Annotated in this window: 23 protein-coding genes; 17 read left to right on the plus strand and 6 right to left on the minus strand. The window is 63.3% G+C overall.

Going from position 1 to position 20,431, the window contains the following annotated elements:
* The first annotated feature begins 1 nt into the window (after position 1).
* From IVA75_RS16725 to IVA75_RS16780, 12 genes are all read left to right on the plus strand, one after another.
* Entirely contained in the window at positions 2 to 811 is an 810-nt protein-coding gene (locus tag IVA75_RS16725; RefSeq protein ID WP_247290776.1) for a nucleotidyltransferase family protein, read from the plus strand.
* Positions 808 to 1,575, plus strand: coding sequence for a TIGR04290 family methyltransferase (locus IVA75_RS16730; RefSeq protein WP_247290777.1), 768 nt, complete (start codon positions 808 to 810; stop codon positions 1,573 to 1,575). The genes IVA75_RS16725 and IVA75_RS16730 overlap by 4 nt, the downstream gene beginning before the upstream one ends.
* Positions 1,572 to 2,522 (plus strand): beta-xylosidase, encoded by a 951-nt coding sequence (locus tag IVA75_RS16735; RefSeq protein WP_247290780.1) that lies wholly within the window; start codon positions 1,572 to 1,574, stop codon positions 2,520 to 2,522. The genes IVA75_RS16730 and IVA75_RS16735 overlap by 4 nt, the downstream gene beginning before the upstream one ends.
* Positions 2,510 to 3,715: a phosphopentomutase gene (locus tag IVA75_RS16740; protein ID WP_247290782.1), complete on the plus strand. Its 1,206-nt coding sequence runs from the start codon at positions 2,510 to 2,512 to the stop codon at positions 3,713 to 3,715. The genes IVA75_RS16735 and IVA75_RS16740 overlap by 13 nt, the downstream gene beginning before the upstream one ends.
* Before the next feature lie 208 nt (positions 3,716 to 3,923).
* Positions 3,924 to 5,036 (plus strand): NAD-dependent epimerase/dehydratase family protein, encoded by a 1,113-nt coding sequence (locus IVA75_RS16745; RefSeq protein WP_247290785.1) that lies wholly within the window; start codon positions 3,924 to 3,926, stop codon positions 5,034 to 5,036.
* Positions 5,036 to 6,100, plus strand: a complete 1,065-nt coding sequence (locus tag IVA75_RS16750) for a GDP-mannose 4,6-dehydratase (RefSeq protein WP_247290786.1) — start codon at positions 5,036 to 5,038, stop codon at positions 6,098 to 6,100. The genes IVA75_RS16745 and IVA75_RS16750 overlap by 1 nt, the downstream gene beginning before the upstream one ends.
* The gene (locus IVA75_RS16755) at positions 6,097 to 7,383 is read left to right on the plus strand and encodes a TIGR04295 family B12-binding domain-containing radical SAM protein (RefSeq protein ID WP_247290788.1); all 1,287 of its coding nucleotides are present in this window, start codon (positions 6,097 to 6,099) and stop codon (positions 7,381 to 7,383) included. Before IVA75_RS16750 ends, IVA75_RS16755 begins: the two co-directional genes overlap by 4 nt.
* Positions 7,380 to 8,483, plus strand: a complete 1,104-nt coding sequence (locus IVA75_RS16760) for a glycosyltransferase family 4 protein (protein ID WP_247290790.1) — start codon at positions 7,380 to 7,382, stop codon at positions 8,481 to 8,483. The genes IVA75_RS16755 and IVA75_RS16760 overlap by 4 nt, the downstream gene beginning before the upstream one ends.
* On the plus strand, positions 8,480 to 9,610 hold the full coding sequence (locus IVA75_RS16765; RefSeq protein ID WP_247290800.1) for a glycosyltransferase: 1,131 nt from the start codon (positions 8,480 to 8,482) through the stop codon (positions 9,608 to 9,610). The genes IVA75_RS16760 and IVA75_RS16765 overlap by 4 nt, the downstream gene beginning before the upstream one ends.
* Entirely contained in the window at positions 9,607 to 10,695 is a 1,089-nt protein-coding gene (locus tag IVA75_RS16770; protein ID WP_247290802.1) for a glycosyltransferase, read from the plus strand. Before IVA75_RS16765 ends, IVA75_RS16770 begins: the two co-directional genes overlap by 4 nt.
* Positions 10,692 to 11,816 carry a glycosyltransferase gene (locus IVA75_RS16775; protein WP_247290804.1) on the plus strand — a complete coding sequence of 375 codons (1,125 nt, stop codon included), beginning with the start codon at positions 10,692 to 10,694 and terminating at the stop codon, positions 11,814 to 11,816. The genes IVA75_RS16770 and IVA75_RS16775 overlap by 4 nt, the downstream gene beginning before the upstream one ends.
* A gap of 11 nt (positions 11,817 to 11,827) precedes the next feature.
* Positions 11,828 to 12,895 (plus strand): UDP-glucuronic acid decarboxylase family protein, encoded by a 1,068-nt coding sequence (locus IVA75_RS16780; protein ID WP_247290806.1) that lies wholly within the window; start codon positions 11,828 to 11,830, stop codon positions 12,893 to 12,895.
* A gap of 24 nt (positions 12,896 to 12,919) precedes the next feature.
* On the opposite strand, the gene IVA75_RS16785 is transcribed toward IVA75_RS16780, so the two are convergent.
* Positions 12,920 to 13,180: a hypothetical protein gene (locus tag IVA75_RS16785; RefSeq protein WP_247290808.1), complete on the minus strand. Its 261-nt coding sequence runs from the start codon at positions 13,178 to 13,180 to the stop codon at positions 12,920 to 12,922.
* 111 nt (positions 13,181 to 13,291) lie between these two features.
* On the minus strand, positions 13,292 to 13,789 hold the full coding sequence (locus IVA75_RS16790; protein ID WP_247290810.1) for a ferritin-like domain-containing protein: 498 nt from the start codon (positions 13,787 to 13,789) through the stop codon (positions 13,292 to 13,294).
* Between the two features lie 228 nt (positions 13,790 to 14,017).
* Between IVA75_RS16790 and IVA75_RS16795 the strand changes: the two genes are divergently transcribed.
* The 4 genes from IVA75_RS16795 to IVA75_RS16810 all read left to right on the plus strand — a co-directional run bounded on the left by IVA75_RS16795 (position 14,018) and on the right by IVA75_RS16810 (position 17,002).
* Complete coding sequence (locus IVA75_RS16795; protein ID WP_276577094.1) at positions 14,018 to 14,605, plus strand: NADH-quinone oxidoreductase subunit B; 588 nt, start codon at positions 14,018 to 14,020, stop codon at positions 14,603 to 14,605.
* 29 nt (positions 14,606 to 14,634) lie between these two features.
* Positions 14,635 to 15,504, plus strand: coding sequence for an MBL fold metallo-hydrolase (locus IVA75_RS16800; RefSeq protein ID WP_247290813.1), 870 nt, complete (start codon positions 14,635 to 14,637; stop codon positions 15,502 to 15,504).
* 73 nt (positions 15,505 to 15,577) lie between these two features.
* A complete protein-coding gene (locus IVA75_RS16805) occupies positions 15,578 to 15,910 on the plus strand; it encodes a hypothetical protein (RefSeq protein WP_247290815.1) in 333 nt (110 codons plus the stop codon).
* A gap of 204 nt (positions 15,911 to 16,114) precedes the next feature.
* The gene (locus tag IVA75_RS16810; RefSeq protein WP_247290817.1) at positions 16,115 to 17,002 is read left to right on the plus strand and encodes a manganese catalase family protein; all 888 of its coding nucleotides are present in this window, start codon (positions 16,115 to 16,117) and stop codon (positions 17,000 to 17,002) included.
* A gap of 52 nt (positions 17,003 to 17,054) precedes the next feature.
* Here the strand turns inward: IVA75_RS16810 and IVA75_RS16815 are convergent, their stop codons facing one another.
* Entirely contained in the window at positions 17,055 to 17,291 is a 237-nt protein-coding gene (locus IVA75_RS16815) for a hypothetical protein (RefSeq protein ID WP_247290819.1), read from the minus strand.
* Between the two features lie 26 nt (positions 17,292 to 17,317).
* The gene (locus IVA75_RS16820) at positions 17,318 to 18,514 is read right to left on the minus strand and encodes an NADH-quinone oxidoreductase subunit D (RefSeq protein WP_247290821.1); all 1,197 of its coding nucleotides are present in this window, start codon (positions 18,512 to 18,514) and stop codon (positions 17,318 to 17,320) included.
* Positions 18,515 to 18,676: 162 nt separating this feature from the next.
* On the opposite strand from IVA75_RS16820, the gene IVA75_RS16825 reads away from it, so the two are divergent.
* Complete coding sequence (locus IVA75_RS16825) at positions 18,677 to 18,913, plus strand: DUF3551 domain-containing protein (RefSeq protein ID WP_247290823.1); 237 nt, start codon at positions 18,677 to 18,679, stop codon at positions 18,911 to 18,913.
* Between the two features lie 153 nt (positions 18,914 to 19,066).
* On the opposite strand, the gene IVA75_RS16830 is transcribed toward IVA75_RS16825, so the two are convergent.
* Together IVA75_RS16830 and IVA75_RS16835 are read right to left on the minus strand one after the other, a co-directional pair.
* Entirely contained in the window at positions 19,067 to 19,927 is an 861-nt protein-coding gene (locus IVA75_RS16830) for an SIR2 family protein (protein ID WP_247290825.1), read from the minus strand.
* Complete coding sequence (locus tag IVA75_RS16835) at positions 19,928 to 20,401, minus strand: NUDIX hydrolase (RefSeq protein ID WP_247290827.1); 474 nt, start codon at positions 20,399 to 20,401, stop codon at positions 19,928 to 19,930.
* Positions 20,402 to 20,431: the final 30 nt, after the last annotated feature.

Genomic DNA, 20,431 nt, shown 5'->3' on the forward strand with positions numbered 1-20,431 from the left:
CATGTGGGGCATCGTTCCGGCCGCGGGCCGCGGCAGCCGCATCCAGCCGCTCGCCTTCTCCAAGGAGTTGCTTCCGGTCGGAAGCCAACGGGACGACGGCATCGATCGTCCATGCGCCGTCTCCGAATATCTGCTGGAGCGGCTGATCCTTGGGGGTGCCGACAAGATCTGCTTCGTGATTTCCCCCGGCAAATCGGACATCCTCGAATATTTCGGCGATCATTACGGCAGCGCTCAACTCGCCTATGTCGTGCAGCCCGATGCGTCGGGGCTGTGCGATGCCGTGTTCAGGGCGGGCACGGTGGTTGGCCACAACGAAGACATCCTGGTCGGACTTCCGGATACCGTCTGGTTCCCAAAGGCCGCCCTGCAGGCGCTGCCGGCCGCTGACCTGTCGTTTCTGCTGTTTCCGGTCGAACACCCCGAGTTCTTCGATGCCGTCGTGCTCGACGGGGATCGCGTCACGGAGATCCAGGTCAAGCAGCCGGATGCGGCGTCGAAATGGATATGGGGCGCCTTCAAGATGTCCGGCAACGGATTTCGCGAGCTACAGTCGCTGTGGACGAAGCGCGAGCGCCGGGATGAATATTTCGGGACGCTCGTCAACGCCTACATCGCGGCCGGCGGCCAGGGTCTCGGCGTCAAGGCCGGCGAATCCTATGTCGACGTCGGCACCATCGACGGCTACCGGACGGCAATGACGTTGCTCGCCGAAAGCTCCGTCGGGAACGGACGCTCTCGACTGCTGGCCGGCGGTTCGCCGGAGGCAGCCCGCCCGGCCCACGCAATGAACAATGGAGTGACCGCATGAGCAGAGGCGCCCTCTCCCGCGAGGAAATCCGCCAGCGCATCGATGCGCTCGGGCCATGGTTTCACAATCTGGACCTGAACGGCGTGCCGACCGCGCCTTCACACTTTCTCGGCGACTATCCCAACGTGAAATGGCGCCGCTTCTCCGGGATCATCCCGGACCGCCTCGAGGGCAAGACCGTGCTCGATATCGGCTGCAACGCCGGTTTCTACGCCATGGAGATGAAGCGGCGCGGCGCCGAGCGCGTCCTCGGCCTGGACACTGACGACGAATATCTCGCACAAGCCCGCTTCGCGGCCGAGGTGAACGGGCTTAGGATCGAATTCCGCAAGATGTCAGCCTACGACGTCGGACAGCTGCGCGAAAAGTTCGATCTCGTGATCTTCATGGGCGTGCTCTACCACCTGCGGCACCCTCTGCTGGCACTCGATCTGATCCACGAGCACGTGGCCGGCGATCTCCTGCTGTTCCAGTCGATGCAGCGCGGCGACAGCCGCGTGGATTGCGTCGACAAGAACTACGACTTCTGGACCACCGATCAGTTCGATTCCCCGGGCTATCCAAAGCTGCACTTCATCGAGAACAAATATGCCGACGACCCCACCAATTGGTGGGTGCCGAACCGCGCCTGCGCCGAAGCCATGCTGCGCAGCGCCGGCTTTGCGATCGCGGCGCATCCGGAAGACGAAGTCTATCTATGCAAGCGGGTAGCAAGGCCGCAGGCGGAAGGTCCGGTCTATCCGTCGCGGGAGACCGGCCGATGATCGAAGCCGCCAAGATCTGGAACGAGCCCAACAACAAGTCGCACTGGGACATCCTGATCGATCCGGATTGGACCATGTTCGCGAGCCTGGCGCTCGCTGCGGGAAAGGCGATCCGCAGCGCGCATCCCACACTCCCGCGCCTGCTCGGCGGCATATCGCCGATCGATCCGTCCTTCATCCGCAACATGCAGGCGCGCGGCGTGCTCGATCATGTCGATGCCGTGGCCGTGCATGGCTTTCCGCTCGACTGGAACCTGTGGCAGATCGCAGAATGGCCGGCCAAGATCGACGAGATCAAGGCCGTCACTTCCCTGCCGGTGTGGGTGAGCGAGGTGGGAGTCTCGTCCTTCGGTGCCGAGGAGGTGCAGGCCTGGGGACTGACGCGGACCGCCGAGCTGTTGACTGGCCGGGCGCCGCGGATTCACTGGTACAGCCTCTACGATCTTCCTTCCAGTTGGGAGGCGACGACGCGGCACAAGGAAGCTGAAGGTTCCTCCTACTATCGGCATTTCCACATGGGGCTGCTGCGCGAGGACGGCACGCCGAAAGCTGCCGCGGGCCTGTTCAGCCAATATGTGCCTGCGATGGGCCTGTGCCAGTGGTTTCACTTCGAGGACCACCGCCTCGACGACGCCGTGCGCTGGATGCGCCGGCTCGGCGTGCAGCATCTCAGGACTGGCCTGTCCTGGGCCGACAGCTTCCGTCCCAATGCGCTCGCCTGGTTCGATCGGCAGATGGACGCGCTGGCCGAGTTTCAGGTCACCGTGACCTTCTGCTTCACCCCCGAACATCGAGGTATCGAGCCTCATCACACCAGCCCGCCGCTCGACGTCAACGAGTTCGCGGATTTCTGCGCACAGATGGTCGAACGCTATTGCGCGAAAACCGGACTCGCGCCGTCCGCGTCTTCGCGCCCGGCCATCTCGGAGCCGACATGCGTGCCCTGATCCTGGTGATGGACTCCGTCGGGATCGGCGCCGCGCCGGATGCCATCAATTACGGCGACGAGGGCGCCGATACTGTCGGCCACATTGCCGAGATGTGCATGGCCGGCAATGCCGACGGACCACGCCGGGAGGGGCCGCTTCGGCTACCCAATCTGGTTGCGCTCGGACTTGGCCAGGCTTGCCGTCTCGCCACCGGGCGCGTGCCGCCGGGGCTCGATGGCCGTCCTGAGCATGCGCGATTTGGCTGTGCGAGCGAGACCTCCAAAGGCAAGGACACACCATCCGGTCATTGGGAGATCGCCGGCGTTCCGGTGCCGTTCGACTGGGGCTATTTTCCAAGAACCAAGCCGTGCTTCCCGCGCGACCTGATGGAGCGCCTGTGCGAACAGGCGCGATTGCCCGGCATCCTCGGGAATTGTCACGCCTCCGGCACAGAGATCATCGCCGAATTCGGCGAGCATCACATCAGAACGGGCGAACCGATCTGCTATACATCGGCCGACAGCGTGTTTCAGGTCGCAGCGCACGAGGAGACGTTCGGACTCGAACGCCTCTATGAGGTCTGCCGCATTGCCCGCGGACTGGTCGATCCCCTCAACATCGGGCGCGTCATCGCACGTCCCTTCATCGGTACGTCGGCGGGTGGCTTCAAGCGGACATCGCAAAGGAAGGACTTTTCGGTCCCGCCGCCGGAGCGGACGATCCTCGATCTTGCCGAAAGCGCAGGCCGTGACATCGTCACGATCGGAAAGATCGACGACATCTTCGCTCATCGCGGGACCGGGAGGAACCTGCGCGGCGATGGCAACCAGGCGCTGTTCGATGCCACGCTCGATGGGCTGGCCTCTCTCGCAGAGGGCGGGATGTTGTTTGCCAACTTCATCGATTTCGACACTCTGTACGGCCATCGGCGCGACGTTGCGGGCTATGCAGCGGCGCTCGAAACATTCGATGCGCGCGTTCCGGATCTGCTGAACCGCCTGCGCGACGATGATTTCCTGATCATCACGGCCGATCATGGTTGCGACCCGACCTGGAGCGGTACCGACCACACGCGGGAGCAAGTGCCGATTTTGGCATGGAGCCCGCGCTCAACTTCTTCGATCGGCAAGCGCGCCGGATTTGCGGACATCGGCGCAGCGGTCTCTAGGCATCTCGAACTGCGGGCGCCAGGTCACGGCGTGCATTTCTAGCCCGCTGCACCCGGCAATTCACCTGGGTTATTGATCCAGGTTAGAGAAATATTCGTTTGTAGGTTTCGCAGGAACGAACATTCCTTGCATCGCTTCTACTCCCAAATGTGACTGGCGCGCCGGTCGCCCGACCAGAACAGCAGCGCGCTTTCATTCTCATCACGGATTGATCCCGCAGGATCGATCTCACGGCGGCACGGAGCGGTGAATGACGCGAGTATTGATCACTGGAGGTGCGGGATTCATCGGATCGCATGCGGCCGACGCGCTGCTTGCGGGCGGCTATGAAGTCCGCCTGCTCGACAATCTCTCGCCGCAGGTCCACGGAGGCAACCGCCAGCGTCCCGCCTACCTTGCCAAAGACGCGGAGCTCGTCGTCGGTGACGTCACCGACGCTCTCGCGGTCGATCATGCGTTGCGCGGCACCGACATGGTCCTGCATCTCGCATCAGCAGTCGGCGTCGGCCAGAGCATGTACGACATCGAACCTTATGTCAGGACCAACGAGCTCGGCACCGCCGTGCTGTTGCAGACATTGTCCAAGCGCCCGGTCGCGCGGCTCGTGGTGGCCTCGTCCATGAGTATTTACGGCGAGGGCCTCTACCGGAGCGCCGATCAGAGCGTGGTCGCCTGCGAGGAGCGGGCGGTCGAGCAGCTTCGCCGAGGCGATTGGGAGCTGCGCGATGCAACCGGCAACCCGCTCGATCCTGTTCCGACCCCGGAGACAAAGCAGCCTTCGCTGAGCTCGATCTATGCGCTCAATAAATATGCGCAGGAGCGCATGTGCTTGATCACAGGCAAGGCTTATGGCATCCCGACGGTGGCGCTACGCTTCTTCAATGCGTTCGGACCGCGTCAGGCCCTGTCCAATCCGTATACCGGCGTGCTGGCCATCTTTGCCGCCCGGCTGCTCAACGGCCGTCCTCCCCTCGTCTTCGAGGACGGCCGGCAGCGCCGCGACTTCGTCCATGTCCATGACGTCGCCCGCGCCTGCCGGATGGCGCTGGAGGCGGAGCACGCGCAGGACGTCTTCAACGTCGGCTCCGGCCAGAGTCGCACCATTCTATCGGTCGCGGAGGATCTAGCCGAAGTCATGGGGCGCCGCGACATTGCGCCCGAGCTGACGCGGAAGTATCGCGCCGGGGATATCCGGCACTGCTTCGCCGACATGGGAAAATCCCGCGACGTGCTCGGCTTCGAGCCTCGCGTCGCATTCAGGGATGGGCTCGAAGAGCTGGCGGAATATCTCGCCGACCAGATCGCCGACGATCAGGCGGAGCGGGCCACCAAGGAGCTGCAGCAACGAGGATTGGTCGCGTGATGAGTGAAGGAGACAACAGACCCGTCCTGATCACCGGCGGCTGCGGGTTTATCGGGTGCAACCTTGCCGACCGCCTCGCGGAGCGCGGCGAGCCGGTGCTGATCCTGGATAACCTCGCCCGCGCCGGCGTGCGGGAGAATGCGCAGTGGCTGAAGTCCCGGCATGGCGACCGGGTCACAATCACCGTGGCCGACATTCGCGAGCCGATCCCGGTGATCGACGCCGTACGCGAAGCCCGCGCCGTGCTGCACCTGGCCGCCCAGGTCGCCGTCACCGACAGCGTGAGCGATCCGGCCGCCGATTTCGAGATCAACGCGCGGGGCACATTGAACGTGCTCGAAGCCGTGCGCCTCCATAACAACGCCGCGCCGGTGGTGTTCGCCTCGACTAACAAGGTCTACGGACGCCTGATCGACGATGGCGAGATCGCGCTCGCCGGCCGCCGCTACACGCCGACAAGCGGCCTGCTCGCCGCCGGCATCTCGGAAAATGCGCCGCTCGACTTCTACAGTCCCTATGGATGCTCCAAGGGAACGGCGGATCAATACGTCCACGACTATGCGCGGGTGTACGGCCTGCAGACCGTGGTGATGCGCATGAGTTGCATCTATGGGCCCCGTCAATTCGGCACCGAGGATCAGGGCTGGATCGCGCATTTCCTGCTGAGCACCATCCGCAGCAAAGAGCTGACGATCTATGGCGACGGCCATCAGGTCCGCGATGCGCTTCACGTCTTCGACGCGGCGTCCGCCTGGCTGGCCGTGCTCGATGGCATCGCGCTCGCCCGTGGACGCGTCTTCAATCTCGGCGGCGGTCCGGCCAACGCGATCAGTCTGCTGGAATTGATCGACCGCATCACCGATCTGACCGGCCGCAAGGTGGCCTATCGCTTTGCCGATTGGAGGCCCGGCGATCAGCCCTGGTACGTGACCGACACGCGCGCGCTCTCCAGCGCGCTCGGGTGGGCGCCTCAGGTTTCGTTCGCAGACGGCCTCCGATCCCTTCACACCTGGCTGGACGGCCGGTTCGGATCGTCACAAGGCAACCGCGAGGCGCTGGCATGACGCGTGTTGCCCTCATCAACCCGAACTGGGATTTTGGCGGCAGCATCTATTTCGGCTGCCGATCCCCTCACCTTCCGCTCGAACTCGGGATCTCCGAGCATTATTTGAAGGCGGCCGGGCACAAGACGCTGCTGCTCGACTCCCACATGTTCGACCTTTCTCTCGCCGATATCGAAGCCGAGCTGCGCGCGTTCGGCCCCGACCAGATCGTCATCACGACGGCACCGACCTATCTGTTCTGGCGCTGTGCCCCTCCCGAGCTCCGCGTCCCGCAGGAGCTTGCGAGGGCGGTGCGCGACTTGGCTCCGATCCTCGTCGCGGTGGGCCCCCATGGCTCGACCGTGCCAAAAGCGGCGCTTCGAAAGCTCGGCACCGACATCGTTGTGATGGGCGAGTGCGAGGCCTCCTTATTGCGTCTTGCCAATGGTGAGCGGGACTTTCCGGGCCTGTGCTTTGCCGACGGCGCGTCGCTCCGCGTCAATGGCGGCCCGCAGGCGGTCGCATTCAAGGATCAGCCGCCGCTTGACTGGCCGGAGGAGATGATCCGACGGCACCACCATCACCACCACCGTTTCGAAGCCGAGCCGCAGGCGCCGGGCGCCGAGGTCGAGGCGTCCAGGGGATGTCCGTACAACTGCACGTTCTGCGCCAAGGAGAACTTCCGCAACGCCTACCGCAAGCGGCCTGCCACCATCGTTCTTGAAGAGATCGAGGGCCTGCGCCGTCAAGGCATCGAATATGTCTATTTCATCGACGAGATATTTCTTCCGAACGAGGAACTGCTGGAAGGGCTGGCCACACGCGGGCTGAAGTTCGGGGTGCAGACCCGCATCGACCTCTGGAAGCCGGACATGCTGGCTCTGCTCGGCCGCGCCGGCTGCGTCTCGATTGAAGCCGGCATCGAGAGCCTCACGGTCGAGGGCCGCGCCGCGCTCGCCAAGAACTGCAAGATGACGACCGACCAGCTCGCCGAACGGCTGGTCGAAGCGCGCCGTCACGTCCCCTTCGTGCAGGCCAATTTGATCGAAGTGCCCGAGGACGAGGATCCCATCGTGCAGCGCTGGCGCCGCACCATGCAGGATGCCGGCATCTGGGCCAACGATCCGGTCCCGCTCTATCCTTATCCCGGCTCGCCGGATTATCGGAAGCTGTGGGGCGAGCCCGACGATTTCGCCTGGGAACGCGCACACCGGCACTATCTCGCGATGTTCGACCAGTTCAGCGATGTGCAGAACGATCGCCCGGTCCCGCTCGAGGCTCTCGAACTGCAGGTGGCATCATGAGCCGCAGCTCGCAGCTCAGGATCCTGATGACGACCGATACCGTCGGAGGCGTCTGGACCTATTCGTCATCTCTGGCTTCGTCCCTTGCAGCGAAGGGGGCCGACGTCACCCTGGTGACGATGGGTCCGCGCGCGCGGGCCGGCCAGCTTGAGATGCTCGGTGGCTCGCGGGTCCGCCTGATCGAAAGGGACCTTGCACTCGAATGGCAGGATCCGGAAGGACAATATCTGTCCCAGGCCAGGCGCGTCCTTGCGAAGCTCGAAGCCAAAATCGGGCCTGACGTCGTTCACCTCAACAGCTTTCGCGAAGCGAACTTCGCCTGGCGCGCTCCAGTGGTGGTCGTCGCGCATTCCTGCGTCAACTCCTGGGGGCTCGCGTGCCGCGATACGAGCTGGCTCGGCGAACCGAAATGGCGCGGCTACACCGAACGGGTGACGGCCGCATTCGACACGGCACAGGCCTGGGTTTGTCCCAGCCAGTCCTTCCACGATGACATTGCGGAAATCTATCGGCCTCGCTCGCGAGGCATCGTGATCTGGAATGGAATTGAGCCTCAGGGCCTCGCGGGACGGAAGCAAGACATGATCTTTGCAGCGGGCCGGCTCTGGGACCGCGCCAAGAACATCGAGGTCCTGGCGGCCGCGGCGCCTGGACTGGACTGGCCCGTTCAGGTCGCCGGGCCGGCTGATGAGTGCCCTTCGGCTTCCGTCACCTGGCTCGGGCAGTTGTCTCACGAAGCCATGCGCGCGCACTTGCAGCACGCTGCCATCTTCGCCAGCCCCGCGCTCTATGAGCCGTTCGGCCTCTCCGTTCTGGAAGCCGCGGCCGCGGGATGTGCCCTCGTCCTGTCCGACATTCCGACCTTCAAGGAATTATGGAGTGGGGCCGCGCTGTTCGTCGATCCCACCGACAGCAAGGCGCTGCATCGAGCGCTCGCAGGTCTGTGCACCGACGATCGCGAGCGGGTGCGGCTGCAACGTGCCGCCTTCGAGCATTCCCTGACCTACTCGCTGACCCGAACCACGAGCGCCTATCTCAGCCTGTACGAGGAGCTGCTTGCCGTCCATCACGCGCCCGCCCCCATGGAGGTCCGTGCATGAAATGCGTTCTGTTCTACCACGCGTTCACCTCCTGCTGGAACAACGGCAATGCCCATTTCCTGCGCGGTTATGCCCGCGAACTTCACGCGCTCGGTCATGAGGTCGTCGTGTTCGAGCCGATCGACGGCTGGAGCCGGTTGAATGCGATCCGCGAGGGTGGCAATCAGACCATGGAGGATATTCCAACGCTGTTTCCCGGCATCGGCATCCGCCGCTATGATGCCTCCCTTGATCTCGATGAGGCGCTGCACGGCGCCGATCTCGTCGTCGTCCACGAATGGAATTCACCTGATCTGATCGCAGACATCGGATCGAGACGGGCTCACGGCGCTCCGTTTACGCTGCTGTTCCACGACACCCATCATCGCGCCGTCAGCGCACCGGACGAACTTGCGCAGTTCGACCTCGACGGATTCGACGGTGTGCTCGCCTTTGGCGAGGTGCTTCGCCAAATCTATCTGAAGCTCGGCTGGGCCGACCGGGCCTTTACTTGGCACGAGGCGGCCGATGTCGCCCTGTATCATCCGCTGCCGCATATCGAGCGCACCGACGATGTCGTCTGGATCGGCAATTGGGGCGACGGCGAACGCAGTGCCGAGCTCAACGAATTTCTGGTCGAACCCGTGGCCGAGCTGAAGCTGCGCGCGGGGGTCTATGGCGTCCGCTATTCGGACCCAGCCCTCGCCACCATTCAGGCCGCAGGTATTCGGTATGGCGGCTGGCTGCCCGCGCACTGGGCTCCCATTGCTTTCGCTGGCGCACGTGCGACTGTCCACGTCCCCCGCGGCCCCTATGTCCGCTTGCTTCCGGGCATTCCGACCATTCGCGTCTTCGAGGCGATGGCGTGCGGCATTCCACTGGTCTCGGCCCCCTGGTCAGACGCGGAAGGACTGTTCCCGGAAGGTGCCTATCTCAGCGCTTCCGACGGCACCGAAATGAAGCGGGCGCTTCGTGCGCTGCTCGACGACCGGGACTTATGGTCCGCCACCGTGGAGACCGGATTCCGGACGATCAAGGAGCGTCACACCTGCCGTCACCGGGCGGAGCAGCTTGTCGGCATTGTGCAGGACCTCAGGGCCTCAGGCCACTCCACACAGCCCCTGCGATACATCGGAGCCTCCGCATGAAGATCTGCTTCTTCGGATCCAGCCTTGTCTCATCCTACTGGAACGGTGCCGCCACCTATTACCGCGGCATGCTGAAGGAGATTGCGGCCCTCGGCCACGACGTCACATTCTACGAGCCGGATGCCTTCGAGCGCCAGGCCCATCGCGACATCGACGATCCCGACTGGGCGAAGGTGGTGGTCTACGCCGCAACGCCCGACGGCTGGCGAAGCGCGCTTGAGGACGCCGCCCGCTCGGCCGACATGCTGGTCAAGGCCAGCGGCGTCGGCGTCTTCGATCTTGAGCTGGAGAACGCGGTCGCCGACGTCCCGTCGAATGCAATGCGCATCTACTGGGACGTCGATGCCCCCGCGACGCTGGAGTCGGTGGCGGACAATCCAGACCATCATCTCCGCCATGCGATCCGGTCCTACGACATGGTTTTGACCTATGGCGGCGGCGATGCCGTCGTATCCGCCTATCGCGGCATCGGCGCGCGGCACTGCGTGCCGATCTACAATGCGCTCGACCCCGCCACGCACTTTCCGGCGCCGCCCAATGTGCGCTTCACGTGCGATCTGAGCCTGCTGGCAAACCGCCTGCCCGATCGCGAGCAGCGCGTCGAGCGGTTCTTCATCGATGTCGCACGCCAATTGCCCGACAAAACGTTCGTGCTCGGTGGATCGGGGTGGGACTCCAAAGACACGCCAGCCAATCTGCACAAGGTCGGGCATGTCGGGACCGGCGACCACAACGCCTTTTTCGGCTCCGGTCTCGCTACGCTGAACGTCAATCGCGACAGCATGGCGCGCTACGGCTTCTCGCCGCCAACGCGCGTGTTCGAGGCCATCGGTGCCGGAGCTTGCCTGATCACCGACCAGTGGGACGGCATCGATCATTTTCTCGAGCCAGATCGCGAGGTGCTGGTGGCCGCGAGCGGGGCGGAGGTCGCCGAGCATCTTGCCGCACTGCGCCCCGACCGGGCTCGGGCCATCGCAGCGCGCGCTCGTGCGCGCATTCTGAGCCATCACACCTACCGGCAGCGCGCGCGCCAGTTCAACGATCTCTTTGCCGCAAGCAGTTCGCGAATCGAGGCAGCAGAATGAAGCTCACCATCGTTGTCGTCGGTCTTTCGGTTACTTCGTCCTGGGGCAATGGCCATGCCACGACCTACCGCGCCCTGATCGAAGCCCTGGCACGACGAGGTCACCACGTCACGTTTCTGGAACGCGACGTCCCCTGGTATCGCGAGCATCGTGATCTTGCCAAGCCTTCCGGTTGGACCGTCGAGCTTTATCAATCCTTGAAGGACATCCCGCAGCGCTTCGGCAAGATGATCCGCGACGCCGATCTGGTGGTCATCGGCTCCTACGTGCCTGAGGGCATCGCGATCTCCGAATGGATCACCACCCATGCCCGGGGGATTACCGCCTTCTACGACATCGACACGCCGGTCACGTTTGCGAAGCTCGAGCAGGGCCTGGACTACCTTTCCGCGGCGATGATCCCGCGCTTCGACCTTTATCTGTCCTTTGCCGGCGGCCCGGTGCCCGGCATGATCGAGGAGAACTATGGCAGTCCGTTGGCTCGGGTGCTGTATTGCAGTGCCGACACCGACATCTACGCGCCGCAACGCGCGGAGAAGAAATGGGCACTGGGCTATCTCGGAACCTACAGCGAGGACCGGCAACCGGTTCTGGAGGAGTTGCTGCTCGCCCCTGCTCGCACTCTGTCACGCGAGCAATTCGTCGTCGCCGGGGCGCAATATCCTGATGAGGTGGTCTGGCCCGCCAATGTCGCCCGGATCGAGCACCTCACGCCCAGACATCATCCGGGATTTTACGCGGAGCAACGCTTTACGCTAAATGCCACCCGCGCCGACATGCGTGCGCTCGGCTTCTCGCCCAGCGTTCGGCTGTTCGAAGCGGCCGCGTGCGGCACGCCCGTCATCTCGGACCGGTGGCCTGGAATCGAGACCGTCTTCGAGCCTTCGCGGGAAATCCTGCTCGCATCGAGCCCACGCGACGTCGTGGAGATCCTGCGCGACATGCCCGAGGAGCAAAGGCGCACGATCGCGGAAAACGCAAGGCGCCGCGTTCTGGCCGACCACACCTCCGACCATCGCGCCCGGCAAGTGGAGACCTACTACGCCGAGGCATCGGTACGTCGCCGCCGGAAAGCACCGCAACTTCCCGCCTCGCGTCCCATGCAGGTCGCTCAAATCTGAAAGGCAGCACCATGACAGTTCAGACCCGCATCAACGCGTCCCGCCGCTCTCCCACCGTTCTGGTGGCCGGAGGCGCCGGCTTCATCGGATCCCACCTCTGCGACGCGCTTTTGCAGCGCGGCCACACCGTGATCTGCCTCGACAACCTGTTTACGGGAAGGATCGACAACATCCGGCCGCTGCTCAATCATCCGAACTTTCGCTTCATCGAACATGACGTACGCGATCCCGTCGAGATCGAGGGCGACATCGACCGGATCTACAGCCTCGCCTGCCCGGCGTCGCCCCGTCATTACCAGAAGGATCCGGTCGGCACGATGAAGACGTGCGTGCTCGGCACCATCAACATGCTGGAGCTCGCGCAGCGGAAAGGCGCCCGGGTGCTGCAGGCATCGACCAGCGAGATCTACGGTGATCCAGAGGTCCATCCTCAGCCGGAAAGCTATCTCGGTAATGTCAACCCGATCGGGCCCCGGGCCTGCTACGACGAGGGCAAGCGGGCCGCCGAAACGCTGATGTTTGATTACCATCGCATGTACGGGGTCGAAATCAAGGTCGCGCGCATCTTCAACACCTACGGACCCCGGATGCTGGAGAACGACGGACGCGTGGTCTCCAACTTCATCGTGCAGGCGCTTCGCGGAGAGCCGATCACGATCTATGGAGGTGGTACGCAGACCAGGAGCTTCTGCTTCGTCGACGATCTCGTGCGTGGCCTCCAGTTGCTCATGGAGAGCTCATCGTCAGTCACCGGACCGTGCAACCTGGGTAATCCGCACGAGGTTACGATCGAGGCGATCGCGCGCGACGTGCTGGCGTATACGGAATCAGCCTCCCCGCTCCGGTTCGAGGAGCTGCCGAAAGACGATCCGAAGCGCCGCAAGCCCGTCATTGACACGGCCGTGAAGGCGTTGGGGTGGCGCCCGCGCGTGGCGCTCAAGGATGGTCTTCGCGCGACGATTGATTATTTCGCCATGCGCATGGCCGGCGAAGCGCCGGCACTGGTCCCGGCCATTGCACCGCGGAGGAGCGGACGTACCGGGGCACGCGGCCAGCTCGCGATCGCAGATCGGCAGTAACAGCCCACGAACCCGCGCGAGCCCTCAAGCGCGTGAAGCAGCCGCGCCACGGGCCGGCTTGCAGAGGTTCTCGAGATGGTACTGGTATTCGGAGATCGCGCGATTGGCCATCCGGATTCGGTTTGCCTGCCCTTCCTCGACCATCATGGTGATGCGTTGAGCCAGAAACACGCACGCCTCGAACTCATCGTGGATCGCCCCACTGCGGGCCAGAAAGTCCCATGCGATCTCATAGGCCTGTTCGGCAGCAGGATTGCGGTAGTCGCTGAAGATGATATGCGCCATGACACCCAAAACGTGGATGAGAGGGTTTCGGTCCTGCGAGCCCATATGAGAACGCAGGCGGGACTCAGCGGCCGTAGCCGCTGGTCTCGCCCTTGCGGGTGTGATGTTCGATCAGGCTGCCTGGCGCTGATGCGCCAGATATTCCATTGTCACCTTCTCGACGTTTGAGTCGATCCAGGCGGCCATGCGCTGCTCCTCCTTCAGCGATGCCTCAAGCGGCTCCTTGGCCTCCGCGAACCCAGCGGCGCCGCAGAGGGCGAGCAGAGACTTGTAGGCAGCGATCTCGAAATTCTCGAAGGCATTGTTGGCGAACGTATTCTTGAGAATCTCGTCGCCGGCAACAGAGTGTGCCATCGCTTGCATGTTCGCCATCATGGATTGCGTCGTATCCTTGAGGCTGGAGGTACTCTCGCCGCAGGCTTCCAGACATCTCTCCAGCCGCTTCAGCTGCTCGTTGGTCTCCTGAAGGTGAGCGGCGACCTTGGCCTTGACCTCGGGATATTCGTCCAGTCGTTCCGACTGACGTTCCATCAACTCTCGCGCCTGCACTTCCATGGCATGCGCATTGCGTAACCCAACCACGAATGTATCGCGGGCTGCGTTCGTCATTTCATGTTCTCCATTTCACGAGGCCCTGTCGCCGCCAACCGCAGTTTTGGTGGATCGTTCCTAGGGTGATCCACGACGCCAACGCCGGGTTCCGGCCGTCGGACCCGAAGCTAACCTGCGATAACAGAACGCAAATCCTCCTCCCGCCGCAGGAACGCCTCATGCAAATCACTGTTTCCCGGAGCGGGTGGTCGCATCGCCAAACGGCCGCAGCGCTCAGGGACACGAATGACAAACAATTTTCCGCACGTCGGCAGCTCAGGCCCTTCGCTTGACCGGCCTGGATCTGGCCGGCCGGGCGAGGGACGGCCGGACAACACTTGCGATCCGTTCTTCATGACGATCCGCGACGATCTTGCGGACAAGGGCTTCTTCACGGCGACGGCGGAGGAGCTGATCACCTGGGCGCGGACCGGCTCGCTGATGTGGATGACGTTCGGGCTCGCCTGCTGCGCGGTCGAGATGATGCAGATGTCGATGCCGCGTTACGACGCCGAACGCTTCGGATTCGCGCCACGCGCATCACCGCGCCAGTCGGACGTGATCATCGTCGCGGGCACGCTCACCAACAAGATGGCGCCGGCGTTTCGCAAGATCTACGACCAGATGCCCGAGCCGCGCTACGTGATCTCAATGGGGTCCTGTGCCAACGGCGGAGGCTATTATCACTATTCCTACTCGGTCGTGCGCGGCTGTGATCGCGTCGTGCCGGTCGACATCTACGTGCCCGGCTGCCCGCCGACCGCAGAGGCGCTTCTATACGGCGTGATGCTGCTTCAGAAGAAGATCCGGCGCATGGGTACGATTGAGCGCTAGAGAATTGATTACATCGGACCCGAATGAACATGACGCAGATCTCGCTTCCCTCTTCCGCCGACGCGGAGCACCCGCAATCCGACCTCGACCGCAATGACAACACGCGGCAGATCGTCACTGACGTAGCCTATCGTCAGCTTGCGATTGTCAACGTCATCTTCGTTGGCTTCGAGAACGCCGGCGACGGCAATTGGGGGCTGGTGGACGCCGGCATCCCCGGATCGGCTGGCGCCATCCGCTCTGCCGCGAAAGCGAGATTCGGAGGGAACGGCCGGCCGGCCTGCATCATCATGACGCATGGGCACTTCGATCACGTCGGCGTTCTCGAAACGCTGGCGAATGAATGGGAGGTGCCGGTCTATGCCCATGCGGCCGAGCATCCCTATCTTGACGGAAGCCAATCCTATCCGTCGGCCGATCCCAGCGTCGGTGGCGGGCTGCTCGCCCGGCTTTCTCCGCTCTTCCCGACAAGGCCGGTGAACGTCGGATCGCGCCTCTATGATCTTCCCTTTGATCATAGCGTACCCTTCATGCCGGAATGGCGGTGGATCCATACGCCCGGCCATACCCCAGGGCATATCTCGCTCTGGCGCGAACGCGATCGCGTGCTGATCGCCGGCGACGCCTTCATCACGACGCGGCAGGAATCCGTTTACGCCGCGGTGACGCAAACACCGGAGATGCACGGGCCACCGATGTATTTCACGCCCGATTGGGAAAGCGCGAAGACATCGGTGCGCGCACTTGCCGCGCTCGCTCCAGAGATCGTCGTCACCGGGCACGGCGCGGCCATGCAGGGGCCGCAGATGCGCGCGGCTCTCGATGCTCTCGCCGAACGGTTCGACGAAGTTGCCGTGCCTTCGCAATATCGACGCGGAGTCGTCGAGGACAGAGCTTGATCGCGCTGCACGGCTAGGAACGGTGGATGCTTCACATGATTGGTCCGACATCGAAACCTCAAGGAGAAGACAGATGCGTAAGACGATCCTGACGATCTTTACGGCAGCAATGCTTGCAGGCGCTTCAGTCGGCGCAGCGTTCGCGCAAGGTGCAGGCGGTGGCGCTGGTGGTGGCGCAGGCGGCGCCGGCGGTGGTGCGGGTGGCGCCGGAGGTGGCGCGGGCGGCGGCGCGGGCGGCGGTGCTGGAGCTGGCGCTGGCGGTGCAGGAGCCGGCTCGGGCGGAGCCGGCGGCTCCGGTGGCGGCGGCATCACCCATGTCGAGCGGGGCGGACAAGGTGCTTCCAGTCCTCCCGGCATGCGCAACGAGACGACCCCACCGTCCAACGGCACCATGCCGCGGCGCTAACGGTTCGCGGTTCGCAATTTTCTAACGCGCGCTCCCTGCTGTTGCGCGCCTGAGAGCGGCCTCGGCGAGATCCTCTCCTCGCCGGGGCCGCATCGCGTTCACGTCTAAATTTGAAGGCTTTCAAAATAGTCGCTAGAAACTCCATAGGAACGCAACCCGGCAGCACTCATTGCGCAATAGCGTCAACACAAAAAGGAGCTGCGCATGTACTACTTCGACAAGCGACTGCAATATCCGGTCAGGGTCGAGAAGCCCGATCCGATCTTCGCCCGCCAGCTGCAGCAAGCCATCGGCGGCGTCGAAGGCGAGATCCGCGTCTGCCTTCAGTATTTCTTCCAGGCCTGGGGTGCGCGGGGGCCGGCCAAATATCGCGACATCCTGCTTAATACCGCGACCGAAGAGATCAGCCACGTCGAGATGCTCGCGACCGCGGTAGCGCTGAACCTGGAGAATGCGCCGGCAACGATGCAGGAGACCAGCCTGCAGGCCAATCCAGTCGTCGGCGCGGTGATGAACGGCGGTGAGCGGCCGCGGCATGTGATCGAGGGCATGCTGCACCGGCATCTGCTCTCGACCGGCATGGCTGCCTTCCCTGCCAATTGCGACGGCGTCCCCTTCGATTGTTCGCATGTCTATGCCAGCGGCAATCTGGCCGCCGACATGTATTGCAACGTCGCGGCTGAATCCACGGGCCGGACCCTCGCCGTGCGTCTCTTCAACTCCACCAGCGATCCCGGCATGCAGGACATGCTGAGCTACCTGATTGCGCGCGACACCATGCATCAACAGCAATGGCTCGCGGTGATCGAGGAGATGGGCGCGGATGCTGCCCTACCGATTCCGAACAGCTTTGACCGCAGCAAGGAGGCAACCGAATTCAGCTACATGTTCATGGGCACCGAACGCAACGCCGCGCCGTTGCAGCCGGGGCGCTACTGCGAAGGTCCTTCGCTCGACGGCCAGGGGTCGTTCAGCTTCCGCGCCGCGTTCGAGCCTTTGGGCGAGGAGCCTGTGCTCGGACCGGCGCGGCCGGATAGCGGCGCACAGGTGGAGCAGATGAACGAGCCGCCGGTGACGAACGCGTTGGCCTGATTCTCGTGCAACGGCCGGGGTCGTCCGATGAAAGGGACGCCCTGGCCGACGTCTAGCGACGCCGAGCCACCAGAACGCCCAGCAGAAACGCCGCAAAGACCGCTTGCAGCGGCGCTGCCCTGGTCATCTTCCGCAGTTGGTCGGCCAATTGCGCCGAGGGCGCTTGGGAACGCGCATCGAGTCCTGTTCTTGTATCACCGTGCGGCGCGTACGAGCCGCTCTGCGCGGTGAACTGATCGTCCACAAGACCCGACGCTTCGGTCATGGCGGAGCTTTCCCTGATATCCATGCTGATCCTCCAGTGCGGTTTTCCAGTCAGCGATCGACCTCGCCGAAGACAATGTCCAGCGACCCGAGGATCGCCGAGACGTCCGCGAGCAAATGCCCCCTGCAGAGAAAGTCCATCGCTTGCAGGTGGGCGAATCCCGGCGACCTGATCTTGCACTTGTAGGGACGGTTGGTCCCGTCCGCGATGAGGAACACACCGAACTCGCCCTTCGGTGCCTCGACGGCGACATAGACCTCGCCGGCGGGAACGTGGAAGCCCTCCGTGTAGAGCTTGAAGTGGTGAATCAGCGCCTCCATGGAACGCTTCATCTCGCCACGTCTCGGCGGCGCGACCTTGTTGTCCTGCACGAGCACCGGGCCCTGGCCGTCGGCCGACTTCAGCTTCTCGATGCATTGCTTCATGATACGCACGGATTGCCGCATCTCCTCCATGCGGATGAGATAGCGGTCGTAGCAGTCGCCGTTCCTGCCGACGGGGATGTCGAAGTCCATCTCGGCATAGCAGTCGTAGGGCTGTGCCTTTCGCAAGTCCCAGGCCGCGCCCGACCCCCGTACCAGCACGCCGGAGAAGCCCCAGGCCCAGGCCTGATCGAGCGTCACCCGGCCTATATCGACGTTTCGGGCCTTGAATATGCGGTTGAGCGAGAGCAAACGATCCAGATCGTCGACGACGCGCAGGAACGGATCGCACCAAGCTTCGATATCGTCGATCAGTTTTGGTGGCAGATCCTGGTGCACGCCGCCGGGGCGATAATAGTTGGCATGCATCCGACTGCCGGACGCACGCTCGTAGAACACCATGAGCTTCTCGCGCTCTTCGAAGCCCCAAAGGGGTGGCGTCAAGGCCCCCACGTCCATCGCTTGCGTCGTGACGTTCAGAAGATGAGACAAGATGCGGCTGATCTCGTGATAGAGTACCCTGATCAGCTGCCCTCGCCGCGGAACTTCAAGCCCGATCAGTTTCTCTATCGCCAGGCAAAATGCGTGCTCCTGCGTCAAAGGAGCGACATAGTCGAGCCGGTCGAAATAGGGGATCGCCTGAAGATAGGTCTTGGCCTCGATCAATTTTTCGGTGCCCCGATGCAGAAGACCAATGTGCGGATCGACCCGTGCGACGACTTCGCCGTCAAGTTCGAGCACGAGCCTCAGCACGCCATGAGCGGCGGGATGCTGTGGACCGAAATTGATGGTGAAATTTCTAAGGCTGGGAGATTGGTCAGGCATACGGCTTCCGATCGAGGACATCCGTCACCTTAATCGCGATCGGCATCAAACGGCTTCACACAGGTTAACGATTCGCGTCGAACCCGAGAAAAGGAGCCGTCAACGTCGCACTTTGGAACGCCGCTTCACGAGGGACGTTCAATGTTGAAATTGGAGATTTTCATGAAACATCGATTGCTCCTGGCTGCCGCGTCTCTCGCGCTTGTGATGGGCTTCGGCTCCTCGACGGCCGCCGTCGCACAAGACCGCTACTGCCTTCAGGGCCGCGTTTGGGGCTATCCGGGCAACTGCCAGTTCGCCAGTTACGCTCAGTGCATGGCGACTGCATCGGGAACGAACGCCTATTGCGGCGTCAATCCTCGCTATGCCTATGGCCGGCGGTATAGGGGATATCGGTGACCAGTCCCGCTTGCGGACTGGCAATCGAGCCCCGTTCTGACCGATCCCGCCGCTGAGCCGAGCGCCCCATGGCAGCAGAGCAAATGCTCACGGCTATCGTGTTCGCCGGTGGTCTTGGTCTGGGCGCGCATCGTGGCGGCGCAGTTGAGGCACTCACTTCTTTCGGTCGATGCGTTGGCGGATGTCCAGCAAGAACCGGGTAACACCATCATCCGGGCTGACGCCATCGGGCGGCGCTATGGTGGTGATGCCCCAGTTCGCCAATACCGCTTCCTGCACCGGATTGCGCTGCGTGACGAAAGCGAAGGACCTCGGTCGGTCCTGGCGGTGCCCGGACTCCTCCCAACTCTGCCAAATCCGGTGCAGCAGGAGCCGAATGTTGGGATCGGACATGCTGTATCCGATGAAAAGCAACGTGCTTCCCAAGGCATCGGCGCGAAACCGGATATCGAGTGGCGAGTCGAACGCGAGCCGGTTGAGGAAGTCGGCCTCGGTCAGGACGAGCGAGGCATCGTCGTCGAAGTCGCCATGGAATTTGATGCTGTGTGTGACGCCGGAACGGGCGCCCGCAATATCCTTTGCGTTGCTGATCTTGGCGTAGGGCTTTTCCAGGACGTCGAAGGCTGTCTCGAGGTTGCGGTCGTAGTTCGTGGTGTAAATGGTCGGAAAATCGAGCTCCACGATCAGCTTGTGGAGCCGCGAGGCCGCGATCCTGTCCGGGTCGACGCGCCAGTTGCGGTCGAGCCAGCTGCGGAGCGGGCCAATTCCGCCGCGCTTGAGCCGGTAGTACTCAGCCAGCATCTGATAGCCGCCGTGCATTCCAACGATCACGTTGCGCTCAAGTCCAAGGTCATCCAGCAGGTGGTCGATCAGAGACTGCCAGGACGGCAGGCCGACAGCCATCGAGACGCCGGCACCGACGAACAGGATGGCGCAGCGCCGCTTGATCGCAGCGGCCAGGACCTCATGAGGCGGTCGCTCCTCGAATGCGAGTCCGGTCGGTTGCTGGTTCATCTACCTTGAATAGCTGGACGAGACGCGGGTTCCTGGGCCGTCGCCCAGCGGTAAGGAGGCGGTCTTCTCCGTCTGCGCTGCGAACCGGGCGATCAGACGCCGAAGCTGCGCCTTGTGTACCAGACGGTTCGCCTTCTTCGGCGACACCCAGATTGCTTCGCGCTCTCCCTTTTCCGGCCACCAGCGCTCCTGCCCGTGGACCCTCATGGGAAAGACGGCGACGTTCAGGGTCTGCTTGCGATCGCCCTTCCGTTTGCGATGCTTGAAGGACCCGAGCGCGCGCTTTGCGGTGACGCCAACAAGACCGGCCTCCTCGTATGCCTCGAGCGCAGCCGTACGATGCGGCTCGGTCTTGCGCATCGGCGACCCCTTCGGGACACTCCACCTGCCCTTACGCCTGGTCGTGATCAGCATCACGCGCAATTCGGAATTGTTCAGCGTGAACGGCAAAGCGGCGAATTGTTTCTTGCCCATCAGGCGCCTCCAGTTTGGTCGATAAGCCTA

The organism is Bradyrhizobium sp. 134 (genome assembly GCF_023074155.1).
Taxonomy (GTDB): Bacteria; Pseudomonadota; Alphaproteobacteria; order Rhizobiales; family Xanthobacteraceae; genus Bradyrhizobium.

Bases quoted from the DNA above. Each gene is read 5' to 3' on its own strand.
- IVA75_RS16725 (WP_247290776.1), top strand. From the start codon at position 2: ATGTGGGGCATCGTTCCGGCCGCGGGCCGCGGCAGCCGCATCCAGCCG.
- IVA75_RS16730 (WP_247290777.1), top strand. From the start codon at position 808: ATGAGCAGAGGCGCCCTCTCCCGCGAGGAAATCCGCCAGCGCATCGAT.
- IVA75_RS16735 (WP_247290780.1), top strand. From the start codon at position 1,572: ATGATCGAAGCCGCCAAGATCTGGAACGAGCCCAACAACAAGTCGCAC.
- IVA75_RS16740 (WP_247290782.1), top strand. From the start codon at position 2,510: ATGCGTGCCCTGATCCTGGTGATGGACTCCGTCGGGATCGGCGCCGCG.
- IVA75_RS16745 (WP_247290785.1), top strand. From the start codon at position 3,924: ATGACGCGAGTATTGATCACTGGAGGTGCGGGATTCATCGGATCGCAT.
- IVA75_RS16750 (WP_247290786.1), top strand. From the start codon at position 5,036: ATGAGTGAAGGAGACAACAGACCCGTCCTGATCACCGGCGGCTGCGGG.
- IVA75_RS16755 (WP_247290788.1), top strand. From the start codon at position 6,097: ATGACGCGTGTTGCCCTCATCAACCCGAACTGGGATTTTGGCGGCAGC.
- IVA75_RS16760 (WP_247290790.1), top strand. From the start codon at position 7,380: ATGAGCCGCAGCTCGCAGCTCAGGATCCTGATGACGACCGATACCGTC.
- IVA75_RS16765 (WP_247290800.1), top strand. From the start codon at position 8,480: ATGAAATGCGTTCTGTTCTACCACGCGTTCACCTCCTGCTGGAACAAC.
- IVA75_RS16770 (WP_247290802.1), top strand. From the start codon at position 9,607: ATGAAGATCTGCTTCTTCGGATCCAGCCTTGTCTCATCCTACTGGAAC.
- IVA75_RS16775 (WP_247290804.1), top strand. From the start codon at position 10,692: ATGAAGCTCACCATCGTTGTCGTCGGTCTTTCGGTTACTTCGTCCTGG.
- IVA75_RS16780 (WP_247290806.1), top strand. From the start codon at position 11,828: ATGACAGTTCAGACCCGCATCAACGCGTCCCGCCGCTCTCCCACCGTT.
- IVA75_RS16785 (WP_247290808.1), bottom strand. From the start codon at position 13,180: ATGGCGCATATCATCTTCAGCGACTACCGCAATCCTGCTGCCGAACAG.
- IVA75_RS16790 (WP_247290810.1), bottom strand. From the start codon at position 13,789: ATGACGAACGCAGCCCGCGATACATTCGTGGTTGGGTTACGCAATGCG.
- IVA75_RS16795 (WP_276577094.1), top strand. From the start codon at position 14,018: ATGACAAACAATTTTCCGCACGTCGGCAGCTCAGGCCCTTCGCTTGAC.
- IVA75_RS16800 (WP_247290813.1), top strand. From the start codon at position 14,635: ATGACGCAGATCTCGCTTCCCTCTTCCGCCGACGCGGAGCACCCGCAA.
- IVA75_RS16805 (WP_247290815.1), top strand. From the start codon at position 15,578: ATGCGTAAGACGATCCTGACGATCTTTACGGCAGCAATGCTTGCAGGC.
- IVA75_RS16810 (WP_247290817.1), top strand. From the start codon at position 16,115: ATGTACTACTTCGACAAGCGACTGCAATATCCGGTCAGGGTCGAGAAG.
- IVA75_RS16815 (WP_247290819.1), bottom strand. From the start codon at position 17,291: ATGGATATCAGGGAAAGCTCCGCCATGACCGAAGCGTCGGGTCTTGTG.
- IVA75_RS16820 (WP_247290821.1), bottom strand. From the start codon at position 18,514: ATGCCTGACCAATCTCCCAGCCTTAGAAATTTCACCATCAATTTCGGT.
- IVA75_RS16825 (WP_247290823.1), top strand. From the start codon at position 18,677: ATGAAACATCGATTGCTCCTGGCTGCCGCGTCTCTCGCGCTTGTGATG.
- IVA75_RS16830 (WP_247290825.1), bottom strand. From the start codon at position 19,927: ATGAACCAGCAACCGACCGGACTCGCATTCGAGGAGCGACCGCCTCAT.
- IVA75_RS16835 (WP_247290827.1), bottom strand. From the start codon at position 20,401: ATGGGCAAGAAACAATTCGCCGCTTTGCCGTTCACGCTGAACAATTCC.